At 46.2% G+C, this 14,255-nt stretch carries 12 protein-coding genes; 3 read left to right on the top strand and 9 right to left on the bottom strand.

Going from position 1 to position 14,255, the window contains the following annotated elements; translation table 11 throughout:
• From L21SP3_RS08835 to darT, 5 genes are all read right to left on the bottom strand, one after another.
• A complete protein-coding gene (locus tag L21SP3_RS08835) occupies window positions 1-1,875 on the bottom strand; it encodes a LamG domain-containing protein (RefSeq protein ID WP_077540700.1) in 1,875 nt (624 codons plus the stop codon).
• Window positions 1,876-2,155: 280 nt separating this feature from the next.
• Window positions 2,156-3,157 (bottom strand): type II secretion system protein, encoded by a 1,002-nt coding sequence (locus L21SP3_RS08830; protein WP_077540698.1) that lies wholly within the window; start codon window positions 3,155-3,157, stop codon window positions 2,156-2,158.
• Window positions 3,158-3,565: 408 nt separating this feature from the next.
• The gene (locus tag L21SP3_RS08825) at window positions 3,566-4,048 is read right to left on the bottom strand and encodes a 3-isopropylmalate dehydratase small subunit (RefSeq protein WP_077540696.1); all 483 of its coding nucleotides are present in this window, start codon (window positions 4,046-4,048) and stop codon (window positions 3,566-3,568) included.
• A 92-nt stretch (window positions 4,049-4,140) separates the two neighbouring features.
• Entirely contained in the window at window positions 4,141-5,187 is a 1,047-nt protein-coding gene (gene darG, locus L21SP3_RS08820) for a type II toxin-antitoxin system antitoxin DNA ADP-ribosyl glycohydrolase DarG (RefSeq protein ID WP_077540694.1), read from the bottom strand.
• A gap of 12 nt (window positions 5,188-5,199) precedes the next feature.
• Window positions 5,200-5,835 carry a type II toxin-antitoxin system toxin DNA ADP-ribosyl transferase DarT gene (gene darT / locus L21SP3_RS08815; protein ID WP_077540692.1) on the bottom strand — a complete coding sequence of 212 codons (636 nt, stop codon included), beginning with the start codon at window positions 5,833-5,835 and terminating at the stop codon, window positions 5,200-5,202.
• Between the two features lie 149 nt (window positions 5,836-5,984).
• Here darT and L21SP3_RS08810 point away from each other — a divergent pair, with 149 nt between their 5' ends.
• The 3 genes from L21SP3_RS08810 to rplU all read left to right on the top strand — a co-directional run bounded on the left by L21SP3_RS08810 (window position 5,985) and on the right by rplU (window position 8,423).
• Window positions 5,985-6,980 carry an NADH:ubiquinone reductase (Na(+)-transporting) subunit F gene (locus tag L21SP3_RS08810; RefSeq protein WP_077540690.1) on the top strand — a complete coding sequence of 332 codons (996 nt, stop codon included), beginning with the start codon at window positions 5,985-5,987 and terminating at the stop codon, window positions 6,978-6,980.
• A gap of 25 nt (window positions 6,981-7,005) precedes the next feature.
• Window positions 7,006-7,944 (top strand): tyrosine recombinase XerC, encoded by a 939-nt coding sequence (locus L21SP3_RS08805; RefSeq protein ID WP_161488162.1) that lies wholly within the window; start codon window positions 7,006-7,008, stop codon window positions 7,942-7,944.
• 125 nt (window positions 7,945-8,069) lie between these two features.
• A complete protein-coding gene (rplU, locus tag L21SP3_RS08800; protein ID WP_077540686.1) occupies window positions 8,070-8,423 on the top strand; it encodes a 50S ribosomal protein L21 in 354 nt (117 codons plus the stop codon).
• A 204-nt stretch (window positions 8,424-8,627) separates the two neighbouring features.
• Here the strand turns inward: rplU and L21SP3_RS08795 are convergent, their stop codons facing one another.
• The 4 genes from L21SP3_RS08795 to argH all read right to left on the bottom strand — a co-directional run bounded on the left by L21SP3_RS08795 (window position 8,628) and on the right by argH (window position 14,247).
• Window positions 8,628-9,971 (bottom strand): IS5 family transposase, encoded by a 1,344-nt coding sequence (locus L21SP3_RS08795; RefSeq protein ID WP_227806747.1) that lies wholly within the window; start codon window positions 9,969-9,971, stop codon window positions 8,628-8,630.
• A gap of 200 nt (window positions 9,972-10,171) precedes the next feature.
• Window positions 10,172-11,602 carry a bifunctional folylpolyglutamate synthase/dihydrofolate synthase gene (locus L21SP3_RS08790; RefSeq protein WP_077540684.1) on the bottom strand — a complete coding sequence of 477 codons (1,431 nt, stop codon included), beginning with the start codon at window positions 11,600-11,602 and terminating at the stop codon, window positions 10,172-10,174.
• A gap of 407 nt (window positions 11,603-12,009) precedes the next feature.
• The gene (panB, locus tag L21SP3_RS08785; protein ID WP_077540682.1) at window positions 12,010-12,858 is read right to left on the bottom strand and encodes a 3-methyl-2-oxobutanoate hydroxymethyltransferase; all 849 of its coding nucleotides are present in this window, start codon (window positions 12,856-12,858) and stop codon (window positions 12,010-12,012) included.
• Between the two features lie 3 nt (window positions 12,859-12,861).
• Window positions 12,862-14,247, bottom strand: coding sequence for an argininosuccinate lyase (gene argH, locus L21SP3_RS08780; RefSeq protein WP_077540680.1), 1,386 nt, complete (start codon window positions 14,245-14,247; stop codon window positions 12,862-12,864).
• Window positions 14,248-14,255 lie beyond the last annotated feature (8 nt).

The following is a 14,255-nucleotide window of genomic DNA, read 5'->3' as shown; positions in this document are numbered from 1 at the left end:
TTATCCTTGCTGTTCGGCTAAACTTTCCGCCTCAGCCTGCTTCAGCGGCCTTGTCCAGACGGATATATCATCCATCATCCCGATAAACGGGCTCACGCCGAGCGAATCGAAGGCCTTTTTGCTGTATCCGAGACCGCCGAAGGAGAGCCTCACGGCCTGATTGAAATATAGCTTTGTATCAGCCCCTTTGAGCTTTGTTTCGCACTTCTTCCCGTCAACATAGACAAGAACCTCCGATAGTTGGCAGCCGTCTTCCGGCATAACAGCAGCTATATGATGCCATTTGCTGTCGTTAAGCCGTTCAGAGCGGGCTAACAGGCTGGATGATTTGCTCGCTTCCACCTGGACGAGCCCATTATTGAGGTTCAGGTTGAGAAAATTCCTTACATTACTGCCCCATATTGAACCTGTGTTTATCAGCACCATTTTTTCGGGTGATTCGGTTTTCACTCTCACCGCATAGCTCACGGCGTGTTCATTTTGAAGTGGCCCCATACCGTAGCAGGCCATCCTGCTTTTCTCTGTGAACCTGCCGGCTTTACCGCTGTATTCGGTTTTCTCAAGGCTTACGTTTGCCTGCACCGCATCGTACTGAACGCCGAATTCGCCTTTGTTCGGTATGGTTTCGGTTGTAGTTTTTATCCCCCTTATCTCTCTGTCCCGAAGGCCGAAAATCGGTCTTTCGTGCAGGTTGCTGAGCTCTTCGAAATCGAAGTGGAATAAGCGGGCATCGATATCAACAAAATCGAGCATACCTTCGCCTTTGAATCTTGTTTTTTCGTCTGACTTATCTATAACGAGGCTGCCGGCTTTTGAATAGCTGCCTTCAAGCACGTTTCGCTTGGGGTTTTCATAGAGGTTTATGTCGATAAGATCATCTGTAATATCGAGCGTGAGGAAGTTCGTGAAAAAGTTCCCTCTGCTCACAAGCTGGATCAGGTCTGATTTACTGTCTTTGGTAACGGTATTGGCGTGCACCTCCCCTGCGAAGTACAGATCAGCCCCGTATTCTCTGAGCACCTTCCAGAACGGATTATCATCGTTGTCATCCATCATCATACCGCTGCTGTTTACCTTGCGAACGGGATAAATCACCGGCAGATGTCCCTGCACAAAGATGTGTTTGATGGAGCTGTCTTTGTTTGCCTCGCTGAGCACGTTTCTGAGCCAGTCGAGGTGTTTGCCGGTAACCGTGCCTGTAACAGAGCCCTCGCCGCCGATTCGCTTGTTTGGATTTTCCTGATGGAACTCGTCCACAGTGATGAAAAGCACGTTTTTATGCTGATATGCGTAAGACGTGTCTTGGTATTTTGTCCCCAGAGGACGGGAGGGGGCTTCGCCTATCGGCTCGTCATATATGAATTCGCCGTTTTCATCATAGTTGAACTCCTTTGCGAATGACTCACGAAACTCAGGCTGGAGCTTAGATACCATACTCCCAGCAGGCCATGGGTTGTCCCCCATCTCGTGATCGCCTACTGCCATAATTATTTTATCGTATCCGCCTTTGGCGAATGCATTTATCATACCTTCATAGCAGTAATGGCCTGCCTTGAGCACGGTTTCTTCGGGGGAGAGGTTTGGGGAGTAATTATTCCTGAAGCGTTTTGTATCCCAGTGGCCTCCGTTGCTGTCGCCCGGGATAAAGACAAATTCGCCTCCGTAATTATCCTTGAGCATTTTTGCAGCTGCTATATCTTCCTTTACAGCCTTCTCTCGGCTGCCGTAATCTTCGCCTCGAACGTGAATGTACTTTTCAGCTGAATGCCAGTCTGAGAGGGTGATAAAGCGCCATTTTTCTCCAGCTCCCGCATTCGGCAGGATTAAGATTGAGGCTATTATGGCCAGAACAAATAAGCTGATTTTGCGTTTCATTTTGTCTCCTAATGTTTTCTGTTATAATAATGGTTCGTTACATCTATATATGTTTGAAGGAGGGCGGGTTTTTACGGAAAAAACAATTTTTTTCCGCTTTCACTTTCATACCAGAGCTCATTGATTGAATTTTCTGAGTTAAACAGTCAGCTAATTTTCCCCTTTGCCTGTTATGCATAAGGGGGCTGCCTTGTTCAGATTGATTGGTTCAAGACAAAAAAAGGCTGCAAGCATATCGCCTGCAGCCTTCTATAATCGTGCTTAAAAGCTAATCAGCTAATTAAAGCTCTTTGATGTCGTTCACAAGAACGTTGTCTTCTTCGCTTTTAACCCTTATGTTGTTCTCGCCTGGAGAAAGTCTCTTGTTAGACCAGTCAGCACCGATTCTTCTTCCTACTGCATCCCACTCATCAGCGCTTCCGCCGTCGAATGCGCAGTAGATATTATCGTTCTGGATACCAACATCCGGCCTCTTCTCGAAAGCAGTGTGCCCGTCAGCAAAAAGAACATTCTGTCCTTCACGCTGGTGTGCGTTAGAGTTGTTGATTTCTCTTTTCCACTTTGTAATGCTTGACCAATCGTCATCCTGCGGGTTCTGGCCGAGATTCAGCTGATCAATCATTGTGATGTAGTTGTCGTTGTCAGGGCTGCTTGAATCTTCAAGGTTGTTGTCATACCAGGGGCTTCTGTCTGCAAGAACTGCCTTTCCAGACTTGCTGCTTGCAGTAAGCGGGTAAGAGAAGTTCGCTGCATCCTGATACGGGTAGTGATAGGCATAGCTGCAGCAGTTTCTCGGGCTCTCTGTATTGTTCGCGCTCAGGTTGCCGTCGCCGTCTCCGAAGTCCCAGATGTCTGTAAGCTCAACGATGTTAGAACCTGCGCCTTCATCCATCTTTTCGCCTGTAAATTCAAACTGATTGCTTGAAGGACAAACAAACTGCTTTGGCGATACGTCCGCTTCACGAATCAATAGATACAGAGATGCAGAAACTGTAACCTCATCGTCATCTGTCCAGTTCTTGTCAACCTGGTTCCAGTCGGTCATGAAGCCCTGAGATGTCCAAGAGTTGTCTCCCTTGCCGCCAGCGATGGGGTAGTCCTCATCGTTGTCGTTGGCATAGAGAACGCAGGCCTTGCCCAGGCCGCTGAGATTCGTACCGCACACAAGCTGCTGTGCCATACGCCTTACCCTGCCGAGTGCAGGCATAAGAATTGCCATGAGCATAGCGATAATAGCGATTACCACCAAAAGCTCAATCAATGTGAAACCTTTTCTTTTCATTGTAATTGCTCCTTACATTAAAATGTACTGAATCTGTCTTATCATTCTCTGGCGAAAACTAATTTTTTACGAAAAATTCCTGGCGTACAGTGAAACAGACTCATTAGTAAAACGCCCGTCAGAGAATGGAACGCCCTTTATGTCTTCGCTTCTTTTATCCGGTAGAAGCAAACGGGGCTTATGAGGAGCAAGAGAGGTGAGATAATAAAAAATAATAACTGAGTATAATGGCTTCTGTGAATTAAATGCTTTCGCACATCTCTCTTCTCTCATCCGCCTAATATATTTTTACCACTTCCCTGTTTCAATGTCAAACACTTTTATCGGCCTTCAGCTGTTTTTTTTTTGATTTTTTGCTGCTTTCTTGAATAAAAAGCCGAATTTCAGGAAAAAACGTTTTGGCAAACCCTAAACTTTCTTGCTGATGTGGTTCAGGAGGCCGCCGTCGCGAACGATTTCCAGAGCAAAATCCGGCAGAGGCTTGAAATCAATCTCACTGCCCTGAGTTTTGTTGAATATTTTGCCGTTTTCGTAGTATATGCTGAGCTCGTCCCCGTCGTTTATATGCTCTGAGGCGTTTTTCAGCTCTATCGGGTAGAATCCGCAGTTGATGCAGTTGCGGTAGAATATTCTCGCAAACGATTCGGCTATTACAGCGCCCAAATCAGCGTTCTGAATTGCCCATACAGCATGCTCCCTGCTCGATCCGCAGCCGAAGTCCTGCCCGCCGACGATAACATCGCCCTCACCGGCCTTCTGCATAAATTCCGGATCCAGATCCTCTAAGCAGTGCTTGGCAAGCTCCTCGCGGCTGTCTGTGTTTAAGTATCTCGCGGGGATTATCTCATCTGTGTTTATGTGGTCGCGTTTGTAAACGTGGGCCTTCGCCATTTCTATACCTCTTAATTTTTTCTGCCTTATATTGAGAATCCGATTATATAAATCTGCTCAGCGATTTCATCATTTTTTTCTGCGAAAACAGATTAACAGCAGCCCTCAACCCACCCTTTATCTTTAAGCACTTCGTAAGCCAATTTTATATGCTCTTTCTTGAACATCTTCTTGCGCTCGTTCCAAGCATAGGTTTTCTCAACCACCTGCTCAATGTTTTTGGCGTTTTCTTTTTCTGCTGCCCAATGGACAGTTGAAAGAAGCTCCATTCCATACGGTGTCTCAAATCCTTGGATTAAATCCACAACCTTCTCAAAACGGGCAAGAGTATTTTTGTGCCCCTTGAGAAAGCTCTCAGCCTGTTTTACCGCATTTGGAATAAGCTCTATCTGCTTATCTGGGTTATCTCCAGCATCGGCATAACCTTCTATAAAGTACCCCTCTATTTCATTGAGAACATGTCGAAGATTTTCAGCATAAGGCCCATATTTCCCCTTGGCGTATCTGAGACGGAGATTTTCACCGGAAAACTGCATAAAATACATTAGCTTATGAATCTCAAGCAGGCTTACAAAAGGATCAATAAACCCTTTTAAGTAGTTGTCCATCAATCCAATAAGGGCAGCCCTGCCAGCTGTCATCTCAGGGCATTTCCTTTTTTTGGCCATTGCTTTAGCTTGAGGAGCACCGGCAGGCTCGTATAGCAAAACTTCAACTTCCGGTAAAGAGGAAAAAGTTTTTTCTATCATAGGTCTGACCTCAGCCCAAGAAAGCCCCCCAAGTCCGCAGCCTAAAGGAGGCAAAGCTACAGAACCAATCTTCAGCTGGCGAACTTCTAAGGCCAGACTTTTTAAGCCAGACTCAATATCTTCAAGCCTGCTTTTGCCTTTCCAGTGCCTTTTAGTGGGAAAATTGATGATATACTTTGGGTTTGAAAAACTGTTTAGGCTGAAGGTAAACATTTTCCCCGGTTTAATTTTATTTTTTTCGCAGGCAGATTTATAGCTCTTGAAATTTTCAGGAAAGGTTTTACGAAATTGCAGCGCAATACCTCTTCCCATAACGCCTACGCAATTAACCGTATTCACAATGGCCTGAGTATCTGCTTTTAGAATGTCGCCTTTTGTTGTTTTTATCATATAAGCCTCAAGCTAATAATACCAGCTAGTTTCAATTGAGACATCAATATTATTTACTTTTTTTGAAACCAGTAGTTTTTGCTCTTTGCTGAATACCCCTATTTTTTCAATGAGTTCAAGGGGAAATAAATCATAGAACAAAAATTCAGCTTGCTTTCGCTCTTTAATTTCCTTGTCTTGCCAGTGTTTTGAATTAACTGCCTGCCAGTTAATATTTTCGTTTATATTGTTTAACTTATTATAAAAATTGGCATAAAAAGTTGAAGCATTTATATCTGTGTATGCCCATTTAACATTATTTTTTTCAGCCCATTCTACCGCATTATGAAAGTCTGCCTGAAGGTGTAAAATTGGTGCTTGCCCACCACTGTATTTAATATTCTCGTGGTTACTCTTATGTAAGATGTAAAGCATAATTGATCTGGGGCAAAAATTAAACGGTACATATTGACCTACTGTTGTATGGGGGTAACATTTAACCTTAATTTCGTGTAATCTTCTGTATTTAATACTTTCCATGCCAACAACTTCAGTGTTAATGTCCATTTTTGAGAGCCTGGCATCCGAATAAACAGCTCTGTTTCTTATAATATTATCTAAATTGTTGATATGAGTTATGTGGTATATTTTCGCATTAGATATGTTCATAAATGCCTCACTTCATACAGATATTATTAAATCTAAACTAACATTTAAATGATGCAAGCAGAAAGTTTGATTAGTTGTAAAATGAGTGATATATGTATAATATGCTGTTTGCAATAAGGGAAACATAAAAAATCAGCGAGGCGGACTAAATGGATGAATTCAGTGTAAAGGTAAACAATGGAGAGAAGATAATACGCTGCGGAGCAGGTGCAAATCTCCGCGAGGTGCTTGCCTCTGGGGGGATAGAGCTTGGCGTATGCGGCGGCAGGGGCGTATGCGGGAAGTGCAGCGTGAAAACGGACGCCGCAGGCCAGCTTACCGACGCAGAAAAGAAGCAGCAGTCCAAGGGCCGGCTGGAAGACGGCCGGCGGCTGGCGTGTCAGGTTGAGGTGCAGAGTGATATTTCCGTGGAGCTTGAGGAACATCTCGAGGGCGTAAACACGTTCGAAGCCGTCTGCCGGCAGATCACCCCGCTCACCGGAGACATAAGGCTTTTCCGCTTCGAGATGAATGAAGGCACTCTGGACTACCGCCCCGGGCAGTATATCCTGCTTACAGCCCCTGCGTATGAATGCTCGGAAACTGCCGTAACCAGAACCTTCTCCCTCGCCTCAGACCCGTCAGATAAATCTCAATTCGAGCTGATAATCCGCCAAACCCCCTCCGGCCTCTGCACAAAATACCTCTTTGAGCATCTGAAGGTGGGTGAAGTGATCGAATTTGAAGGGCCCGAGGGCGATTTCGGCCTTACCAAAAGCAGCAGCCCTGCTGTGATGATAGCGGGCGGTTCGGGGATGAGCTCAATACGCAACCTTCTCTTCGAGATGAGAAACACCCAAGATAAAAGGCCTGCAACATACTTTTTCGGCGCAGAAACTGAAGATGATATCTATATGCTTGATGAGATGAGGGAATTCGAAAAAACAATCCCGAATTTCAAATTTGTCCCTGTGATACATTACCCGGGCAAGAGCTGGCAGGGGCAGACAGGGCTTGTAACCGATGCCTTGAAACAAAGGTGCAGCGATCTGAGCTCTTGCGAGGCGTTTCTCTGCGGAAGCCCGGGGATGATATACGCCTCAATTGACGTTCTGAAAGAGCTGGGCGTTATCGGGCAGAACATTTATTACGATTCATTCGGCTGATATCAGCCGGCAAACGGAGCGGGCAGTGAGCGATTATAGCGAAAAAAACGAAGCGGCAGTAAGCGAATTTCTCGAATTTCTCCGCTGCCAGCGGGGCAGCGCAGAGCTTACAGTAAGCTCGTACCGAAACGATTTGAAAGATTTCGCTGATTTTCTCTCAGAGGAGGAGTTTGGCTCGATTTTTGATGCCGGCCCTGAGATTATCCGTGCATACCTAACCCGCTGCAGCCTTGAAGGGCTTGGCAAGAAATCTGCCGCAAGGCGGGTCTCCTCGCTGAGAAGCTTCTATAAGCATCTGCTCCAGAGCGGTAAGATAAGCATCAACCCGATAACAGGCCTTAGAACCCCAAAACCAGACGGCAAGCTCCCGAATTTCCTCACGGAAAAGGAAATAGACTACCTGCTCAGCGAACAGGACCTCAGCACGTGGCTGGGAGCGAGAGACAAGGCGATACTGGAAGTTCTCTACGGAGGCGGGCTCAGGATAAGCGAGCTTACAGGCCTTTGCAGAAGCAGCTTCAAAAGCGGGGGCAGAATTGTCAAAGTACGCGGCAAGGGCAGTCGAGAAAGGCTCTGCCCGCTGGGCGAGAGAGCGAAAAGAGCGGTTGAAGATTATATCAAGCTCGCCGAGAACCATTTCAGGGAAAAGGGCGGGGCTTTTGACCAAGAGGCGGTTTTCCTGAACAGATTCGGCCGGCGCCTTCAGGACGGAGGCATAAGAAAGATGCTCAAGAAGTATCTGCTGAAGGCGGGGCTCAGCAAATCTGCAACCCCTCACACCCTCCGCCACAGCTACGCAACCCACCTCTTAGACCACAATGCAGACCTGCGGAGCGTGCAGGAGCTTCTGGGGCACAAATCCATCGCTGCCACTCAGGTTTACACGCATCTAACCACAAAAAGACTCAAAGACGTTTACAAAAAAGCGCACCCGAGAGACTCATTCAGCAGGCAGGATAAATGAAAATCTGCCCGAGAGCCAAAAAAAATGAAAAAATCCCCTCTCAGGCTCAAAATAAGGCTTTACAAAAATATTTTTTTCGTATAATCCCACTTTCCTTTATTAATTCAGTAATCAAGGTTTAAGATATGTACGCAATAGTAGAACAAGGCGGAAAACAATATAAAGTGTCTCAGGGAGATGTGATCAACATCGAACTTACCGACCTGGAAAACGGTGCGGAAGTGCTTGAGATGGATAAAGTGCTCTTCGTAAGCGACGGGCAGGAAATCAAAATCGGCAAACCGTATATCGACGGTGCGAAGGTTACTGCGAAAGTAAAATACTTCGACAAGAAAACCGGCGAAGAGGCCGAGAAAACTGCGGTATTCAAGGGCAAAAAGGTTTACCCAACTTATTTCCGCAGAAGGAAGCACAGCAGAAAGAGAGTTGGACACCGCCAGAAATACCTTCAGGTAGTGGTGGATGCAATCGAAGCATAAATGCTTCAAACCAAAATCAAAGCAGGAATACAAGCCGCATCTTGAATGGATGCGGCTTTTTGTTTTTATGTACAGCAAAGATCTGCTTTGAATGCTGAAAATTAGAAGAGCATTTAAACCCGCAGCGAGCAGCAGAAAAAGCGAGATTGAACTAAAAAGTCGTTCCTGAAAAATCAATGATTTTGGGGAAACTAAAAAAATATATCAGGCTAATCGAGTCTTTAATTTGCTTTTCATTGCCAAATTTCTGTAAAATTCAATAATTTTAAGCATAAAAATATAGGCAAAAGTAAACTTCTTTAGAAGTTTACGCATATTGTACCCAAAAGCGCTGCCGAGGGCGTTCATTTTGTCCCCTTCTACACCTTTCAAGAAGTTTCTTCCCAACCTGTTGTCTTCTTTGAGGTGGCCTATCGTTGGTTCTATGCTCGATCTTCTCTTAATCCACCTCTTGATACTTCGTTTCTTTTTTCGCCAGCCCTTTTCTACAATTTCAACATTTCCAATATCTTCGCAGCCATGTTTCTTGTATCCTCCATCAACATAAACATCTCCAAGCTTTTCTCTCCCGATTAAATTCATTGTCTGCTTCAGATTAGCCCGAAGAGTATGGCCATCATAAGGGTTTCCTTCAAAGCCCAACGCTCCTACGATAAAATTATTCTTGGCAGTAGTTACAATTCCAACCTTATTTCCAAACTCATATTTCTTGTGGCTTTTGCCTTTCCCAATGCAGCAGACGTGAGGTTCGTGAATACTGTAGAGTTTATTTTTGCTTTTCTTTGTCTGGGCTAAAAGCTTCTTAGCGGCTTGAAGCAATGTATCAAAAATTATTCTTAACTGCTCATTGCCTGCTATATTCCGCTCGACCTCTTTCGTAATTCGCCGCAGGTAGTTCCTTAATTTCTTCACTTCTTTTTTAGCTCTTTTGAACTGTCTTGCACGTCGATACCTGCCCTGCATTACATACGCCCTTTTCCCAACCCTTTCGTAGCTTTGGCGAAGTTGGAGTTTTGATGCTTTTGCAAGATCTACAAGCTTAATGCGCAGTTTGTGGCAGAGTTTTGCGTCGGTCGGATAAGTGATGTTCTTCTGCTGAACGGTTGTATCTGCAACGAGCTTGTTGAAATCGTTCTTTTTGATAACCTTAAGCTTCAAGCCGGCTTTGATAGTTTCTTCGAGCAGCTCTTCAAGACCATCAGATTTTACCTTATTACGCCACTTAGTCATACTGGTTGGATCAATAGGAGGCTCGTGCTGGAAGTATCTTTCGCCGCAGAAATACTGCCAGTAAGGATTCTCAACCCAGCCGGCAACGATTGCTTCATCGCTGAGATTGAAAGTGTACTTGAGATACTGAAGGCCGACCATCAGGCGAATCGGCTTGGCCGGCCTGCCTGAATCAGGACTGTATAAACTGCCAAACTTTTCTTCAAAGCGAGACCAGTTGACAACCTCTGAGAGTTGGACTAAAGAGTGATCAGGATTTACAAGAGGTTTTAATGGCTGCTGAAAGAGTAAGCCTGCTTTATTGTTTTTTGCCTTCATTATTTTGTCCCAATATTGCAATGTTTTGATAGATGTAAGATAAACACTTGCAATATTATACCATATCTCGAAAGCTTTTCAATCATATAAACCATTATCAGGAAAGAATTTAAGGAAAATTTTAAACTTTTTCAGGGGCGACTAAAAAAGCCCGGAGAAGTTAATCCTTCTTCGGGCTTTTAAGCTTCAGTTATCAAAAACTACTGCTGAGCAGCATTAGCTCTTGCAGCTTCCTTGATTCTGTTGAACCGTTTGATTGCATCGCCAACGAGATAAACGCTGCCTGATATGCAGATTACATCGCCTCTTGTAACGGCGCTTCCGGCAATTTTGAGAGCATCGCCGAGCGAGAGGGAGGTCTGGCACATCCTGCCGGTAAGCTCGTTGTATTCCTCTGCAAGTTCATCAGGGCTTATTGCCCTGGGCGAGGAGCTTCTCGTGAAAATCACCTTGTCCGCCCCGTACTGGAGCTGGTCTAGCATGCCGTGTATATCCTTATCGGCATTGCAGCCGAAGATAAAGATAAGCGAATCGTATGGTATATGCTGTCCGATAGTGGCTATAAGAGCCCTGAGGCTGGCAGCGTTGTGAGCTGCATCAACTATAACCGTCGGTTCGTTGAACACAACCTCCATCCGGCCGGGCATATGCACGTTTTCAAGCCCCTTTACGATATCCTCGTTTTCGATTTCGCAGCCCAAATTTTTGAGCTGATCTATGATTGTCAGAGCAAGCCCGCAGTTGAGAGCCTGATGATCTCCCGGCAGCGGAACTTTAAGATGCTCGAATTTGCTCGTCTCAGACTGCACGCAGATTCTGGTATGAGGCCCGTCTTCTCTGCTGGATTCGAATCTGCTCGAGAAGTCCACATTCACCCCGGTAATCCAGAGCGGGGAGTTTTTGGCCTCAGAATCAGCCTTGATTACCTCAAGAGCGTTCTCATCCTGATCTATCGTTACCACTGGAACGCCTTCTTTGATTATTCCGGCCTTCTCTTTGGCAATCTGTTCGATTTTGTAGCCCAGCTGACGCTGATGGTCTATGCTGATTTGCGTTATAGCAGTAATCAGGGGCTGAACCACGTTTGTGCTGTCGAGCCTTCCGCCGAGGCCTGTTTCTAAAACAACGTAGTCTGCTTTCTGGTTCTTGAAATGAACAAAAGCCATCGCCGTGAGCAGCTCGAAAAATGTAGGCTGAATATTCTCTTTTGCGAGCTTGTCCACTGCAGGCTTAATCTCACGAACTAGGGCAGTCATCTGCCGTTCTGTTATATGTTTATTGTTTACCGAAATCCTTTCATGCATTGAAGTTATGTGCGGCGAGGTGTACAGCCCCACCTTGTACCCGCCTGCTTCAAGCATTCTTGCAAGCATGGTGGATGTAGAACCTTTGCCCTTTGAGCCGGCTATGTGGATGAAATTTTGCCCTTTCTCAGGGTTTTTCATCTCTTTCAGCAGCCTGTACATACGGGTCAAATCGAAGGTCGTAATATTATATCTCAGCAGACGCTGTTTCTCATAGTCGGTATGAGAAAAGATATAATCCATCGCCTCTTTATAACCCCTGATGGTTTTGCCGGCGTCTTTTTTTCGGGAAGAGCTGCACGATTTAGTTTTTGTTGTGCGTGCCATAATTTTATTATCATACCATATATAAATAAAAAGTCAAATTTTTGCAGAAAAACAAAGCATAAGTCTTTGGTTTGAAAGAGCTTATAAGTTTTTAGAAATAAGTAGATTCACCAACGCAAAGCTCTGAGTATTTTTACGGCTTGTTCCAAATCCTGTTCACATATCATGCACGTTAAATGGTTTTTTACAGTATAAATACAGGGCATAATTCAGGTTTGGATATTACTTGCTGAAATGCTTAGTTCTTCAGCTTTTATTCAGGCTTAAGCCTTATCTTTGCTCAAATATGCTTGAATCTCAGGCGTCGGCGATGGTCTTTTTAGCAAGGCCGGCAAGAGAATTGTAACGTTCGCCAGCCCATTAGAGGCTAAGCCTGTTTTTAATGGTTGCAGTCCAGCGTAAACAGGCTACAGGTCTTTCAGCATCTCATCAAGCTTTTGTTTCTCTCGGGGTTTGATGTGGTAGCATTCATTGTCCTGCGGGTATGCGCCTGAAATAACATCCTCGTGATATGCATTTGCAGCAGCAGATATGCTGGCGCCGATTTCGGCGTATTTCCTTGCGAATTTAGGTGAAGGCCCGTCGAACATCCCCATCACATCATTAACCACAAGCACCTGCCCGTCGCAGGCAGGCCCTGCTCCGCAGCCGATCAGCGGAATAGAAAGCTTTTGCTGCATTAGCTCCGCTGTTTCCCTTGCAGCTGCCTCAAGCAGGATAAACCCTGCCCCCGCATGTTCAAGGGCGAGTGCGAGCCTGATAAGGTCTGCGGCATCCTCTGCGTAAGTGCCTTCTGCCTTTGGCCTGCCCTTGAGCCCAATAGACTGAGGTCTCAGGCCAATATGAGCTATAACGCAGATTCCGCTTTCTGCCGCAGCACGCACCGTTTCCACCTGCGGCCAGCCGGATTCAATCTTCACAGCATCTGCCTCCGCCTCGGCAGCAAATCTGCCCGCATTTATAAGCGCCCTCTCTATTGAAGGCTGGTAAGACATAAAAGGCATATCCGCCGCAACGAGCTTATCGGGGGCTCCCCTTCTTACTGCTTTAGTTAGGGCAATGAGCATATCCACAGATATATTGAGCGTGTTGTTCTCTCCCAGAACCATCTGCGAGGCAGAATCGCCTGTCAGCAGCATATCAACACCTGTTTTGCTGAGGATTCGCGCCATTGTGTAGTCGTAGCAGGTTATAAGGGAAAACCGCTCGCTGTTTTTTTTCTTTTCGTATAAGTCTGCAACCTTCTGTTTTTTCATCTTTTACCCTTGCAGTTTTTCTTTCCAATACCGAATCCTCTCCTCAGACTGCGCCTTCCCCGCTGCTCCAGGGCTTGTATAGGCCTTGGCAACATTTGCAGCGGTGAGGCTTTCGTACACATCTTCTTCCACTGCATCAGAGAGCTTCTTGAATTCATCCAGCTCCAGCTCGGCAAGCTTAAGCCCACGTTTCTCGCAAAGGGCTACTGCAGTTCCCACTGTCCCGTGCGCCTGACGGAAAGGTACGCCCTTTTTCACGAGATATTCAGCGAGGCTCGTGGCATCGAGGAAGCCCTCGTCTATACCCGAGGCAATTTTATCCGTACGAAACTGCGTATTAGAAACTATGGCCGCTGCCATTTCAAGGCAGTTTTCCGCGTAATCCGCTGCATTGAAGATATGGATCTTCTCCTCCTGCAGGTCGCGGTTGTATGTGCTGGGCTGCGCCTTGAGCATCATCATAAGCGAGCTCAGCGAGCCGAACACGTTCCCTGCTTTCCCTCGGATGAGCTCAAGCATATCGGGATTTCGTTTCTGCGGCATCATACTCGATGAAGTGCAGTATTTATCGCTGATCTTCACGAAGCTGAATTCTGTTGAGCTGAAGATTATGAAATCCTCTGCAAGTTTGGAGAGGTGGGTCATAATCATCGAGCAGGCAAAAGCGAATTCCGCGCAGAAGTCGCGGTCTGAAACAGCGTCTATGCTGTTTTGAGTTATTCCGGCAAAGCCGAGCTTTTCTGCTGTTATCTCGCGGTCTATCGGCAAAGTGGACCCGGCAGCAGCCCCGCTGCCCAGAGGCGAGATATTCACCCTCACAGCAAGGTCTTTCAGCCTGCCCTTGTCCCGCTCGAACTGCTCGGTGAAGCTGAGAAGGTATGCCGCAATCACAATCGGCTGCGCCCGCTGGAGGTGGGTATAGGATGGCATCACGTCTTCGGTGTATTTCTCTGCTAGCTCAACAAATGCCGTCTGCAGGCCGGCGAGCTTATCCAGCAGCGCGCTGATCTGGTCTCTCATCCAGAGCCGCATATCCGTTGCTATCTGGTCGTTCCGGCTTCTGCCTGTATGCAGTTTGCGGCCTGCGTCCCCTGTCTTCTCAATCAGCGCCGCCTCAACTGCCATATGTATATCTTCCTGAGATACATCAAACACGAAGCTGCCCGCTTCAATCTCTGCCTGTATTTCCAGCAGCCCCTTAACTACCGCCTCACGCTCAGATCTGCTCATCAGCCCCTGCTTCTCGAGCATTTCGCAATGGGCGATTGAACCCTGAATGTCGTATTTGTAGAGCCTTCTGTCGTACGATAATGACTCCACGAAATTCATCGCAAGCTCATCGGGAGTATTTTCCAGCCTGTGCTGCCAGCTTTTCTGTTTATCCGCCATAATTATTA

The sequence above is a fragment of the Sedimentisphaera cyanobacteriorum genome, assembly GCF_001997385.1.
Taxonomy (GTDB): Bacteria; Planctomycetota; Phycisphaerae; order Sedimentisphaerales; family Sedimentisphaeraceae; genus Sedimentisphaera; species Sedimentisphaera cyanobacteriorum.
The sequence above is the reverse complement of the archived record's forward strand: the minus strand, read 5'-3'. Positions and strand labels throughout refer to the sequence as shown.